Here is a 12,587-nt window from a genome sequence, read left to right as displayed (position 1 = left end):
GGTTCGCCGCACGGCGAGGACGCGACGCTGGCGCTCAGCGCCGCGCCGCGCGCCTGTGCAGGACGGCGCTCGCGATGCGCACGGCGAAGAGGAGCGCGAGCAGCGCCGCGTAGATCATCGGCTCTGTCGCGTCCTTCTTCACGCGGAGGAAGAAGTGCACGATCCCGAGGACGGCGGCGGCGTAGGCGAGGCGGTGCAGGCGCTTCCAGCGCGCGGCGCCGAGGCGCTTCAGCATGCGCGCGGTCGACGTCGCCGCGAGCGGGACGAGCACGAGGAGCGCGACGAAGCCAGCGAGGAGGAAGGGGCGCTCCGTGAGGTCCTCGGCGATCGCGCGCACGTCGAGGCCCTGATCGACGATCGCATACGTCAGGAAGTGGGCGCACGCGTAGAAGAACGCGAGCAGCCCGAGCGCCTTGCGGATACGCAGCGGAAAGGTCCAGCCCGACACGAGCTTGAGCGGCGTCGCCGCCAGCGAGGCGACGAGCAGCACGAGCGCGAGCAGGCCGAGCTGGTTCAGCGCCGCGGCGACGGGGTCCGGGCCGAGCGCCCCGGCCCCGGCGCGCAGGCCGAGCACGACCAGCGGGATCAGCCCGCCGGCCACGACCGCGGGCGGGAGCCAGCCGAGCTTCCGGCCAGCCGGCACGCCGGCGGCGACAGCGCGCGGCGGCGACATCGTCCTCGCTGGCGCGGGCATCGTCAGAAGCTCTCCCGCAGGTCCATCCCGCTGTAGAGGCCGGCGACCTCCTCCGCATAGCCGTTGAATGGCAGCGTGGGGCGGCGACGGAGCTCACCGATCCTCCGCTCCGTCGCCTGGCTCCAGCGCGGGTGATCCACCGCGGGGTTCACGTTCGCATAGAACCCATACTCGTCCGGCGCGGCGCGGCTCCAGCTCGTCCCCGGCTGCCGCTCGGTGAGCTTGATGCTGACGATCGATTTGCACCCCTTGAAGCCGTACTTCCACGGCACCACCAGGCGAATGGGCGCTCCGTTCTGGCCGAGCAGCGATTTGCCGTAGAGGCCCACGGCCAGCATCGTGAGAGGGTGCATGGCCTCGTCGAGCCGGAGCCCCTCGACGTAGGGCCACTCGAGCACGTCGCTCCGCTGGCCGGGCAGCTGCTCTCGATCGAGCAGCGTGGTGAACTGGACGTACCGGGCGCGAGAGGTCGGCTCGAGGCGCCTGAGCAGCGCGCCCAGCGGGAACCCGAGCCACGGGATCACCATCGACCACGCCTCGACGCAGCGCATTCGATAGACGCGCTCCTCCAGGGGAAACCATCGGAGGAGGGTGTCGAGGTCGATGACCTCGGGCTTCTTCACCTCTCCCTCGCACGCGATGGCCCAGGGGCGGAGCCTGAGCCGGCCGGCGTTCTGGGCCGGCTCCGACTTGCTCAGGCCGAGCTCGTAGAAGTTGTTGTACGAAACGATGTCCTCGTAGGAGGTCCGCGCTTCGTCGGTGACGAACGGGTCTCTCGAGCTCGTCGCGGAGGACGACGCGCCGGCGGCCAGCGGCCCCGGCGGCGCTGCCGCGCCGCTCGGCAGCGCGGCAGCGCCGCCGAGCGGCGCGGCCTCGCCGCCGGGTGCGCCGGCCGCCGAGAGGCGCGCCGCGCCGCCCGTGAGCCAGACGAGGCCGCCGCCCATGGCCGACGCGGTGCCGGCGAAGAGCGCCGCGTTCTTGAGGAGCTCGCGCCGTCGCAGGTAGAGCGCTGGAGGGGTGATCTCGCCGGCGGGCGGTTCCTTGGGCAGCTTGCTCATGCCCCCATTCTACGATCGGGCGGGGCTCCGGTTGCGGTCGGTCGCGATCACGCGGCCCTTGACAGGAGGCGGAGCGCCGTATGCGGCGCCTGGTGGAGCGAGGGCAGCGCGAGCATCTGGGCGATGCGCGTGGAGCGCCGCTCGATCCCGCGGGCGAGCGCCGCCCGCTCGCTCCCGCTGCGCGCCGCGAGGAGCGCCAGGACGTCGTCCCAGACCCGCTCGCGCCACCGCGAGAGCATTTCCATCGACACCCAGACAGCGAGCTCCGGCGCGGTGTCCAGGAAGAACGCGCTGAGGGGGCAGCCGTGCCGCGCGGTGAGGCGCGCGAGCGCCTCGATGACCGAGGCGCGGAGCAGCGTATTGATCTGATCGTGATCGTGCTTGAGCCGCGCGAGCATCGCCCGGTCGGCGCCGTGCCCGAACTCGACGATCGTCGCGTGGATCCCGAAGATCAGATCGTAGTTGATGTGGGCGCTGAAGCCGAGCAGCGCGTTCTGCACGGGGGGCGTGAACCGCGACGCCGTGCTCGCGTACGCGATGTGCCAGGCGCCGCAGTCCTGCGCCGCGCCCCGATCGCACCAGCCGAGCGTCTCGAGGTACCGCTCGCAGAACCGGCCCGCGAGCCGCGAGATCCACGCTGGCTCGAGGAACATGCCATCGCGTCGCTCGACCTGCGCCGCGACCGCGCGCGTGACGATACCGTAGACGTCGGTGAAGGCCGCTCGCCGATCCCCCGCGGCGAGGAGCCGATCCGTCACGGTGTCGAGAGCAACGGCAGCATCGTGGACGCTCGTCGGATGCAGATTAAGGCCGTCGATGCAGCACCTCATGAAGTTCCCCTCCTACTTCTTCGCTCGTCCAAGAGACATGTCTGATGTTCGAACTCCCGCATCCGACCAGCCTCGCAGACCCCGGCGCGCGCCGAATGCGCGCCGCGCGAACGGTGCAGCAGGGCGCCGTCAGGCGATCTGCCCGGCCCCCGTGGGTCTGATTTGCGGTCCCGGTGCGCGTCGTTCCCGTGTGGAAAGCGGATCTCCTGATCCGCCGGGAGAAAGGTCGCCGCGGCCGTTGCCTCTGGCTTCCCCTCCTGCCGGCCCTCCCCTCGAACCGGCTTCCGCAGAAGAGCGATACTCGATGCGATCCTCGACGCGCTCGCCGCGGGATGCCCCCCCTCGCTGCGGCGCTCTAAGTTCGACCTAGTCTACGACATGGTGTGGGGTGACCACAATTGTCTTATGACGTCTGATCCCGTTCAGGACAATTTCGAGGTTATTCCAACTCGCGACCTCGAACAAGTGCCTGTTGACCCTGACACGTTTCATTGCGGCGCGGGAGAGCGCCACGGCATCTTCGCGGTTGCGCTGCTACTGGAGCGACGGCTCGTCACACTTGGAAAGCCCCCACTGGCATGGGCGCGAGTCGCGACGAGATGTTCTCGAAACATGCCGAGTGCTTATCCCACGTTGACTGTACGGTTGGAGCTCGGGATGTGAAGATTGTTTAGGAAGTACCTGAGTCGGTGATCAGGAAACTCCTGGCCTGTTTTCCACAGGTGGCCTGCAAAATCTTGTGCTTTTGGTGAAAAATTGTACGAAAACGGGGGATGACGGCGGTCTCGTGCCACACCTGCGGCGGCCGTCGGGATCGTGCTGGCGCACCCGCGGCACCAGGGCTCGCCTGTCATGCCGCGGGCCCCTGCTCGGGTGAGCCTCGCGCCGAGGTGCTGCAGCCTGCGCCTGCAGGCACCGGGGGCCAGCCGTACGGGCGGTGATGGGCCGAAGGGCCGGCCTGACCCCGCGGGCCACGGGCGCACCCTTGGCGCGGCGCGTCGGGCGGCGAGCCGGTGGTCAATCCGGGGCGCGCCCGCCTTGGCGGCGGGGTGACGGCGACGGAGCGCCGCCGTTCATGACGTGCGGGAGGAGGGCGTTCGCTGTCGAGGAGAGGGGAGGGAGGGGAGGCGCCGCCGGCTTCGGGCGAGGCCGGCGGTGCGGCGCTTCAGCCGGTGCCGCCCTTGGCCTGCACGTCGCGGTGGACCAGCGTCGCGCGCAGGTAGTCGCGGTTCATCTGCGCGATCATGTCGAGGGGGATCTCCTTCGGGCAGACCGCCTCGCACTCGCCGACGTTCGTGCAGTGGCCGAAGCCCTCGACGCGCATCTGGGCGACCATGTTGAGGCTCCGCTGATCGCGCTCCGGCTGGCCCTGCGGCAGGAGGTTCAGGTGCGTGAGCTTCGCCGCGGTGAAGAGAGAAGCGGACGCGTTCGGACAAGATGCGACACAGGCGCCGCAGCCGATGCACGCCGCCGCGTCCATGGCGCGCTCGGCGACCACCTTCGGCACCGGGATCGCGTTCGCGTCCGGCGCGCTGCCCGTCGACACCGAGACGAAGCCGCCGGACGCGATGATCCGGTCGAACGCGCTGCGGTCCACCGCGAGGTCGCTTACCACCGGGAACGCCTGAGCCCGCCACGGCTCGAGCCACAGCACGTCGCCGTCCTTGTAGTGACGCATGTGCAGCTGACACACGGTCGTCCCACGGAGGGGGCCGTGCGCCTGGCCGTTGATCATGAAGCCGCACATGCCGCAGATGCCCTCGCGACAGTCGTGATCGAACGCGATTGGCTCCTCACCCTTGAGGATGAGCCGCTGATTGAGCACGTCGAGCATCTCGAGGAAGGACATGTGCTCGCTGACGTCGGGCACCTCGTACGTGACGAACCGGCCCGCTTCGTACGTGCCCTTCTGCCGCCAGACATGGAGGGTGAGGCGCATTATTTGTAACTCCGCTGCGTGGGGTGAACCTCGTTGAACTGGAGCGGCTCCTTGTGGAGCTCCTGGGCCTGACCTTCGCCTCGCCATGCCCAGGCGGCGACATAGGAGAAGCGGTCGTCATCGCGCTTCGCCTCGCCCTCGGGCGTCTGGTGCTCCTCGCGGAAGTGCCCGCCGCACGACTCCTCCCTTTCGAGCGCGTCACGACACATGAGCTCCGCCAGCTCGAAGAAGTCGGCGACGCGCGCCGCCTTCTCGAGCTCCTGGTTCAGGCCGGTGCCGGTCCCCGAGACGCGGACGTCGCGGTGGAACTGCTCGCGGAGCTCCGGGATCCGCGTGAGCGCGCCCTTGAGCCCGGCCGCGTTGCGCCCCATCCCGCACGCCTCCCACATGATCTTGCCGACCTCGCGGTGGAACGAGTCGGCCGTGCGCGAGCCGTTCGCGCTGAGCAGCTTGTTCAGCCGCGCGCTCGCGTCGCGCTCGGCGTCCCTCACGGCGGGGTGGAGGTCGTCGATCCGCTCGAGCTTCGTCGACGCGAGGTAATCGCCGATGGTGTAGGGGATGATGAAGTACCCATCCGCCAGGCCCTGCATCAGCGCGCTCGCCCCGAGCCGGTTCGCGCCGTGGTCGGAGAAGTTCGCCTCGCCGAGCACGTACAGGCCGGGGATCGTGCTCATCAGGTTGTAGTCGACCCAGAGCCCGCCCATCGTGTAGTGGATGGCCGGATAGATGCGCATCGGGACGCTGTACGGGTCGTCGCCCGTGATGCGCTCGTACATGTCGAAGAGGTTGCCATAACGCTCGGCGATGGCCGGCTTGCCGAGGCGCCGGATGGCGTCCGAGAAGTCGAGGTACACGCCGAGCCGCGTCGGCCCCACGCCGCGGCCCTCGTCGCATACAGCCTTCGCCGCGCGCGACGCGACGTCGCGCGGCACGAGGTTGCCGAAGCTCGGATAGCGGCGCTCGAGGTAATAGTCACGCTCGCCGTCGGGGATGAGCTCCGGCGGGCGAGTGTCGCCCGGGTTCGCGGGCACCCAGATGCGGCCGTCGTTGCGGAGCGACTCGCTCATGAGCGTCAGCTTCGACTGGTAGTCGCCCGAGACCGGGATGCACGTCGGGTGGATCTGCGTGAAGCAGGGGTTGCCGAAGAGCGCGCCGCGCTTGTGCGCCCGCCAGATGGCCGTGGTGTTCGACCCCTTCGCGTTCGTCGAGAGGAAGAAGACGTTGCCGTAGCCGCCCGACGCGAGGACGACCGCGTCGCCGAGGTGCGTCTCGAGCGCGCCGGTGATCAGGTTGCGGGTGATGAGGCCGCGCGCCTTGCCGTCGATGACGATGAGGTCGAGCATCTCGGTGCGCGGGTACATCTTCACCTTGCCGAGGCCGATCTGCCGCTCGAGGGCCTGGTAGGCGCCGAGGAGGAGCTGCTGCCCCGTCTGGCCTCGCGCGTAGAACGTGCGCGACACCTGCGCCCCGCCGAAGGAGCGGTTCGCGAGCACGCCGCCGTACTCGCGCGCGAACGGCACGCCCTGCGCGGCGCACTGGTCGATGATGTTCACGCTGATCTGCGCGAGCCGGTACACGTTGGCCTCGCGCGCGCGGTAGTCGCCGCCCTTCACGGTGTCGTAGAAGAGGCGGTAGATGCTGTCGCCGTCGTTCTGGTAGTTCTTCGCGGCGTTGATGCCGCCCTGCGCGGCGATGCTGTGGGCGCGGCGCGGAGAGTCCTGGAAACAGAAGCTCTTCACGTTGTAGCCGAGCTCGGCCAGCGTCGCGCTCGCCGCGCCCCCGGCGAGGCCGGTGCCGACGACGAGGACCGTGTACTTCCGCTTGTTCGCCGGGTTGACGAGCTTCAGGTTGAAGCGGTGCTGGTCCCACTTCTTCTCGATGGGACCTTCGGGGATCTTCGCATTGAGCTGCATGATGACGGAGGCTCCGGGCTCAGCGGACGATGCCGAACAGGACGGCCAGCGGGACGGATGAGAAGCCGGCGAAGAGCAGGATCGACGACGCGGCCGCGAGCTTCTTGAGCGCCGGCGTGTAGCGCGGATGGCTGAAGCCCACCGACTGGAACATGCTCCACGCGCCGTGGTAGAGGTGCAGCGCGAGCAGGCCCATCGCCACGACGTAGGCAATCGCCGCGGGCGCCGAGCTGAAGCCCTTCACGACGTTGTCGTAGGCGTCGAGCGGCACGAAGTCGGGGTGCACGGTGCCCGTCGTCAGGTGGAGCAGGTGATAGACGATGAAGGCGGCGAGCACGCCGCCGCTCAGCAGCATCGTCCGCGCGGCGACGTTCGGGCGCCGCTGCCCCTTCACCTGGTAGGGGACCGGCCGAGCAGCGCGGCTGTGCTGCGCGAGCGTCACGCCCGTGTAGACGTGGACGATGAGGGCGGCGAGGAGGACGATCCGCGTCCCCCAGAGCAGGGAGGGCGTCCCGTGGAGGAAGGCGGCATAGTCGTTGATCTTCTCCCGGCCGAGGAAGACCTGCAGGTTGCCGGTCATGTGGCCGATCACGAAGCCGAAGAAGATGACGCCGCTCAGCGCCATCGCGATCTTCTTGCCGACGAGGTCCCGGTAGAAGGTCGCGGCGCGCTGGGCCCTGGCGGGGAGAGTCGATGGTGCAGCGGTTGGGCTCATCGCTCCCCTCCTTTAGTGGGGTGCGAACGCGTTAGCCAGAGGGAATCTTGAGCTCGATCGCCGAAGAATTTGCGGGCGCTCGCCGCAGATCTCGGCGCGGACGAGCGCGCCGCCCGCGGAAGCGCGCCTCATCATCATCAGCCATCCCGCGCGCGGGCGTCAGGCGGCGCAGGGGCCGAGCGAGCGCCGTACCTTGTGGCCGTAAAAGGCGAGCGCGAGCTCAATCGCGAAGATGCCGATGGCCTGCTCCTCCTGGCTGGTGAACGCAGGCAGGCGCTCGTCGCGGAGCACCACGAGGCCGCCAAACGAGCTCTCGCCCAGGCGGAGCGGCGCGACGATGGCGGCGCCGTAGCGATCGCCCTCTGCGGTACAGAGGAGATCGGGCGCGTCGTCCGCGGACAGGCGGACAGGCGCGAGCGCGCCCTCGATGCGCCCGGCGAGCCGAGCGATGAACGCCGCAGACACCTCGGCGCCGGAGGCCGCCTGGTACAGGGCGGCCCCTTGATCGAGCGCCAGCGAGAGCGCCGCGCTGGTCGTATAGACGACCTTCGCCGCGAGATCCACGGCGCGCTCGGGGAAGTCGTCCCGCGAGAGGGACGCGACAAGGGCGGCGCTCGCCTGGTGGACGGCCGCCACGGCGTCGAGGTGGGTGCGCAGCATCGCCGCCTCGAGCAGCCGCTTCAGGTCGTCGATGTCGTAGGGCTTCTCCAGCATGTCGTAGGCGCCGCGCTCCATGCACTCCACGGCGGCCTGCGCGCTCGAGCACGGGGCGCCGACGATGATCTCGAGGTCCGGGCTGAGCGCCTTGAGCGCGGCGATGGTCCCGGCGCTCTCCATGCCGAGCGTCCCCACATCGGCGACCACGAGGTCGAAGCGGCGCGCCTTGACGAGCTCGATCGCCGCGAGCCCGCTCTCGGCGCAGGTGACGTCGAAGCCGCCCTGGTTCAGCTCGAGCGCGAGCCTGTCGAGGACCCTCTTCTCGGCGTCTACCACCAGCACATGGGGTCGGGCCTGGCTCACTGATGCCTCCTCCTCTGGTCTACGACGGGTGCGCCGCGCCGCCTCGCCATCCGGCGCTGCCGTGATCGCGTGGCGACCGCGGCGGTCGTGGTGGAAGCCGCTCCGCCCGGCGGAGCCCTCTCCGCCCTCTACCACCCGTCCGAAGTCCGCCTACGGTCCAATAGAACCGGTATTCCAGCGAAACGGAAGTCGAAGCGGCGTTGCCGCTGTCCTCCTTTAACAGGGGGCGGCGCCGCGCGCCCGGCGCAGATGTGCTCCGGTATGCCGACTCCTGTGGAGCGTGAGCGCTTCTCGCAGCGAGAGGCGCGCGATAGAGGCCTATTTCGCGGGAGGCGCCGTGGTGGTCGCGCGGCGCATGGCGGAGAGGATGTGGTCAATGATCTCCGGAACTCCTTGGCTCCGGTTGCACTGCGCGAACAGGAACGGCCCGTCGCCCCGCATCCTCCGGGCGTCCCGCTCCATGACGCCGAGGTCGGCGCCGACGTGCGGAGCGAGATCGGTCTTGTTGATGACGAGCAGATCCGACTGCGTGATACCCGGTCCGCCCTTGCGCGGCACCTTGTCGCCGCCGGCGACGTCGATCACGTAGATCGTGTAGTCGACGAGCTCCCGGCTGTACTGGGCGGCGAGGTTGTCGCCGCCGCTCTCGACGATGAGGAGCGCGGGCGCGACGTGATCCATGAGGTCGTCGAGCGCGACCAGGTTGTGGCTGATGTCCTCGCGGATCGCCGCGTGCGGGCAGCCCCCGGTCTCCACCGCGCGGATGCGCTCCGGCGGCAGCGCCTTGTTGCGGTGCAGGAACTCGGCGTCCTCCTGGGTGAAGATGTCGTTCGTGACGACGCCGAGCGGCATCCTGTCGCGCAGCGCGCGGCAGAGCGCGAGCACGAGCGCCGTCTTGCCGCTGCCGACGGGCCCCCCGATCCCCACCGTGAACGCGCGCGCCGAGAAATCGCGGTCCTTCGGCGCATCCCGCTCGCTGAAGAGCCCCGGATGCGCCCAGTGCTCGTGCGTGTGCCCGTGCGTGTGCTCGTCTCCGTGCGCATGCGCGTGCCTGTGGCCACCCCCGCGAACGTGGTCGTGGTCGTGGTCGTGGTCGTGAACGTGGCCGTGATCGTGGTCGTGGTCGTGGCCGTTGTGCCCATGCCCGTGCTCGCCGGGGTCGTGCATGCTGTCACCTCACGATTGAAAGAGACGCGAGTAGAGCCGATCCTGCGTGGCCCCGAAGAGATCGAGGAGCGGCGCCGGCTGCGCGAGCTCGTCGACGCCGTGATCTCCACACTCATGGAGCACCGCGTCGAGGAGCGGCGCGCTCTCGAGTTGCAGTCGCTGTGCCTCGAGCGGCCCGATGAGCCCGAGGCGCACCGCCGCTGAGACGACGCCGCGGAGCGAGGCGTGCAGGTAGACGGCCTGCGCGTCCTCGCGCGGGACGCCGAGCGCCGCGAGGGTCGCGCCGAACGCCGGCGCGTGGTGGCCCAGCGCCTCCCGCGCCCGCACGGCGGCGTCGAGGCGGCGGATCTCGGCAGAGGGGAAGACGCGCGCGCTCGTCGCGAGGAACGCGCGGCCCTGCGTCCGGCTCGCCCGGTTCGCGACATGGTTCACGAGGAAGGCGTCGCAGGCGTCGTCGACGGCCGCGATGTCGAGCGGCCGCTCGTGCGCAGCCCGCACGAGCGGCAGCGCGCCGAGGCCCACCTGCCAGAGCGCGCTCGCGACGAACGACGAGAGCGCGCCCCCGGGCCCGACCTCGCCGAGCTGCACCGCCGCCTCCAGGCCCGCGGAGTGCGCGAACCCTCCGACCGGGAACGCGGAGTCGGAGAGCTGGAGGAGGAGCCACCTGTTCATGCGCGCGGATGGAATCAGACAGAAGCAGACAGAAGCAGACAGAAGCAGAGGGGAGCGGACGGGAGCGGACGGAGGCCAAAGGAAGCAGACGGAGAGAACGGTGAACCCGCAGGCGCGGAGCCGCCGAGGGCGAGCTCCCCGCCTCAGAAGAGGCTGTACCTCTGCGCGAGGGGTAGGATCTTCGCGGGATCGCAGCGGAGGAGCTCGCCGCCGGCCCGCACCTCGTACGTCTCGGGATCGACCGTGATCGGCAGGAGCGTGCTGTTGAGGCGCATGTCGGCCTTGCCGATCTTGCGGCACCGGCGGACCGCCGAGAGGCGCTTCTTCAGGTCGAGCCGGCGGATGCTCCCCTCGTCCATGGCGCGGCTCGACACGAACGCGATGCTCGTCTCGCCGACCGCCGCGCCGAGCGAGCCGAACATCGGGCGCATGTAGTACGGCTGAGGCGTCGGGATCGACGCGCTCGGATCGCCCATCTGCGCCCAGGCGATGAAGCCGCCCTTGATCACGAGCTCCGGGCGCACGCCGAACATCTGGGGCCGCCACAGCACGAGGTCCGCGAGCTTGCCCGGCTCGACCGACCCGATCTCGTGGGACATGCCGTGCGCGATGGCCGGGTTGATCGTGTACTTGGCCACGTAGCGGCGGATCCGGAAGTTGTCGTTGTCCCCCTGCTCCTCGGGCAGCCGGCCGCGCTGATCCCGCATCTTGTGCGCGGTCTGCCAGGTCCTCGTGATCACCTCGCCGACGCGGCCCATCGCCTGGCTGTCGCTCGAGATGATGCTGATCGCGCCGAGGTCGTGCAGGATGTCCTCGGCCGCGATGGTCTCGCCGCGGATGCGGCTCTCGGCGAACGCCACGTCCTCCGGGATGTTCCGGTCGAGGTGGTGGCAGACCATGAGCATGTCGAGGTGCTCGTCGAGCGTGTTGACCGTGTACGGGCGCGTCGGGTTCGTCGAGCTCGGGATGACGTTCGGCTCGCCGCAGATGCGCAAGATGTCGGGCGCGTGCCCGCCGCCCGCGCCCTCGGAGTGGTAGGAGTGGATCGTCCTGCCCTTGAACGCCGCGATGGAGTCGTCGACGTAGCCCGACTCGTTCAGCGTGTCGGTGTGGAGCGTGACCTGGATGTCCTCGTGCTCGGCGAAGCTGAGGCAGCAGTCGATGGCGGGCGGGGTCGTCCCCCAGTCCTCGTGCAGCTTCAGCCCGACGGCGCCGGCGCGCACCTGCTCGAGCAGCCCCTCGGGCGACGAGGTGTTCCCCTTGCCCGTGAGGCCGATGTTGAGCGGCAGGACGTCCGTCGCCTGCAGCATCAGCGAGATGTGGCGGGCGCCCGGGGTGCACGTGGTCGCGTTCGTGCCCGTCGCCGGGCCCGTGCCGCCGCCGACGAACGTGGTGACGCCCGACGCGAGCGCCTCGTATCCCTGCTGCGGGCAGATGAAATGGATGTGCGCGTCGACGCCCCCGGCCGTGACGATGTGGCCCTCGCCCGCGATGACCTCCGTCGTCACGCCGACGATCATGCCCGGCGTGACGCCGGCCATCACCTTCGGGTTGCCGGCCTTGCCGATCGCCGCGATGCGGCCGCGCTTGATGCCGATGTCGGCCTTGTAGACGCCGGTCCAGTCGACGATGAGCGCGTTCGTGATGACGCAGTCGAGCGCCTCGTCGTTCGAGACGCCGGGCATCTGCCCCATGCGATCGCGCAGCACCTTGCCGCCGCCGAACTTGCACTCGTCGCCGTACGACGTGTGATCCCGCTCGACCTCGGCGATGAGGCCGGTGTCGCCGAGCCGCACCCGGTCGCCGACCGTCGGCCCGTAGATATCGACATAGTGCCGCCGCTGCATCCTGTGGCTCATGCCTGCTGCTCCTCCCGCGCGGCGTGCGCCGCCCCGTGCGGGCCGACCTGCACCAGCGTGATCGTCTTCTCGTCGCCCGGCTCGAAGCGGACCGCGGTGCCCGCGGGGATGTCGAGCCGCATCCCCGCCGCCGCCGCCCGGTCGAACTCGAGCGCGCGGTTCGTCTCCGAGAACGGGTAGTGGCTGCCCACCTGGATCGGCCGGTCGCCCAGGTTCTTCACGGGGAGAGAGAGCCGCCGCCGGCCGGGGGAGAGCTCGATCTCGCCGGGCTTCACGAGCACCTCGCCGGGCGTCGGCTCGGCCGTCACCTCTCCCTGGCCTGCGGGCTGGAAGAGCGACACGTCGGGCACGGGGAGGAAGCTGCCGTAGAGCGCGAGCGCGAGATCGCCGTGCTCGAGCGCGATCGGGTGGTGGACGGTGACGAGCTTCGTCCCGTCGGGGAAGGTCCCCTCCACCTGGACCTCGGCGACCATCTCGGGGACGCCGGCCATCACCTGCGCGCGCCCGAGCAGGCGGCGGCCGACATCCATGAGCTCGGCGACGCTGCGGCCGTCGCGGATCAGCTCGAGGATCTGCGTCGCGATGAGCGCGACGGCCTCCGGGTAGTTGAGCCTGACCCCGCGCGCGAGGCGCTTCTGGGCGAGGGAGCCCGCGCCGTGCAGCACGAGCTTGTCGAGATCACGAGGCGCAAGGTGCATGTTCGCCCTCTCTCCGGCGCGG

Annotated in this window: 11 protein-coding genes; all 11 read right to left on the bottom strand. The window is 70.0% G+C overall.

What is annotated here, in order from left to right:
* Positions 1-34: 34 nt before the first annotated feature.
* Positions 35-694, bottom strand: a complete 660-nt coding sequence (locus WMF46_RS34375) for a sulfite oxidase heme-binding subunit YedZ (protein WP_437981065.1) — start codon at positions 692-694, stop codon at positions 35-37.
* 2 nt (positions 695-696) lie between these two features.
* Positions 697-1,752 carry a protein-methionine-sulfoxide reductase catalytic subunit MsrP gene (gene msrP / locus WMF46_RS34370; protein WP_437981064.1) on the bottom strand — a complete coding sequence of 352 codons (1,056 nt, stop codon included), beginning with the start codon at positions 1,750-1,752 and terminating at the stop codon, positions 697-699.
* A 47-nt stretch (positions 1,753-1,799) separates the two neighbouring features.
* A complete protein-coding gene (locus WMF46_RS34365; RefSeq protein ID WP_437981063.1) occupies positions 1,800-2,582 on the bottom strand; it encodes a DUF5995 family protein in 783 nt (260 codons plus the stop codon).
* 1,165 nt (positions 2,583-3,747) lie between these two features.
* Positions 3,748-4,521 carry a succinate dehydrogenase/fumarate reductase iron-sulfur subunit gene (locus WMF46_RS34360; RefSeq protein WP_437981062.1) on the bottom strand — a complete coding sequence of 258 codons (774 nt, stop codon included), beginning with the start codon at positions 4,519-4,521 and terminating at the stop codon, positions 3,748-3,750.
* The gene (locus WMF46_RS34355) at positions 4,521-6,434 is read right to left on the bottom strand and encodes a fumarate reductase/succinate dehydrogenase flavoprotein subunit (RefSeq protein WP_437981061.1); all 1,914 of its coding nucleotides are present in this window, start codon (positions 6,432-6,434) and stop codon (positions 4,521-4,523) included. The genes WMF46_RS34360 and WMF46_RS34355 overlap by 1 nt, the downstream gene beginning before the upstream one ends.
* A gap of 19 nt (positions 6,435-6,453) precedes the next feature.
* Positions 6,454-7,149, bottom strand: coding sequence for a succinate dehydrogenase cytochrome b subunit (locus tag WMF46_RS34350; RefSeq protein WP_437544010.1), 696 nt, complete (start codon positions 7,147-7,149; stop codon positions 6,454-6,456).
* A gap of 159 nt (positions 7,150-7,308) precedes the next feature.
* A complete protein-coding gene (locus WMF46_RS34345; RefSeq protein WP_437981060.1) occupies positions 7,309-8,169 on the bottom strand; it encodes a response regulator in 861 nt (286 codons plus the stop codon).
* A 318-nt stretch (positions 8,170-8,487) separates the two neighbouring features.
* The gene (ureG, locus tag WMF46_RS34340) at positions 8,488-9,336 is read right to left on the bottom strand and encodes an urease accessory protein UreG (RefSeq protein WP_437981059.1); all 849 of its coding nucleotides are present in this window, start codon (positions 9,334-9,336) and stop codon (positions 8,488-8,490) included.
* Between the two features lie 9 nt (positions 9,337-9,345).
* Positions 9,346-10,008, bottom strand: a complete 663-nt coding sequence (locus WMF46_RS34335) for an urease accessory protein UreF (RefSeq protein ID WP_437973959.1) — start codon at positions 10,006-10,008, stop codon at positions 9,346-9,348.
* Positions 10,009-10,151: 143 nt separating this feature from the next.
* Positions 10,152-11,867 carry an urease subunit alpha gene (gene ureC, locus WMF46_RS34330; RefSeq protein ID WP_437981058.1) on the bottom strand — a complete coding sequence of 572 codons (1,716 nt, stop codon included), beginning with the start codon at positions 11,865-11,867 and terminating at the stop codon, positions 10,152-10,154.
* Positions 11,864-12,565 carry an urease subunit gamma gene (gene ureA, locus WMF46_RS34325; protein ID WP_437981057.1) on the bottom strand — a complete coding sequence of 234 codons (702 nt, stop codon included), beginning with the start codon at positions 12,563-12,565 and terminating at the stop codon, positions 11,864-11,866. The genes ureC and ureA overlap by 4 nt, the downstream gene beginning before the upstream one ends.
* Between the last annotated feature and the right edge of the window lie 22 nt (positions 12,566-12,587).

The organism is Sorangium sp. So ce117 (assembly GCF_051524395.1).
Taxonomy (GTDB): Bacteria; Myxococcota_A; Polyangia; order Polyangiales; family Polyangiaceae; genus Sorangium; species Sorangium cellulosum_B.
The sequence above is the reverse complement of the archived record's forward strand: the minus strand, read 5'-3'. Positions and strand labels throughout refer to the sequence as shown.

Coding starts and splice junctions, on each gene's coding strand:
- ureA (WP_437981057.1), bottom strand. CDS start 12,565: ATGCACCTTGCGCCTCGTGATCTCGACAAGCTCGTGCTGCACGGCGCG.
- ureC (WP_437981058.1), bottom strand. CDS start 11,867: ATGAGCCACAGGATGCAGCGGCGGCACTATGTCGATATCTACGGGCCG.
- WMF46_RS34375 (WP_437981065.1), bottom strand. CDS start 694: ATGCCCGCGCCAGCGAGGACGATGTCGCCGCCGCGCGCTGTCGCCGCC.
- WMF46_RS34355 (WP_437981061.1), bottom strand. CDS start 6,434: ATGCAGCTCAATGCGAAGATCCCCGAAGGTCCCATCGAGAAGAAGTGG.
- WMF46_RS34360 (WP_437981062.1), bottom strand. CDS start 4,521: ATGCGCCTCACCCTCCATGTCTGGCGGCAGAAGGGCACGTACGAAGCG.
- msrP (WP_437981064.1), bottom strand. CDS start 1,752: ATGAGCAAGCTGCCCAAGGAACCGCCCGCCGGCGAGATCACCCCTCCA.
- ureG (WP_437981059.1), bottom strand. CDS start 9,336: ATGCACGACCCCGGCGAGCACGGGCATGGGCACAACGGCCACGACCAC.
- WMF46_RS34365 (WP_437981063.1), bottom strand. CDS start 2,582: ATGAGGTGCTGCATCGACGGCCTTAATCTGCATCCGACGAGCGTCCAC.
- WMF46_RS34335 (WP_437973959.1), bottom strand. CDS start 10,008: ATGAACAGGTGGCTCCTCCTCCAGCTCTCCGACTCCGCGTTCCCGGTC.
- WMF46_RS34350 (WP_437544010.1), bottom strand. CDS start 7,149: ATGAGCCCAACCGCTGCACCATCGACTCTCCCCGCCAGGGCCCAGCGC.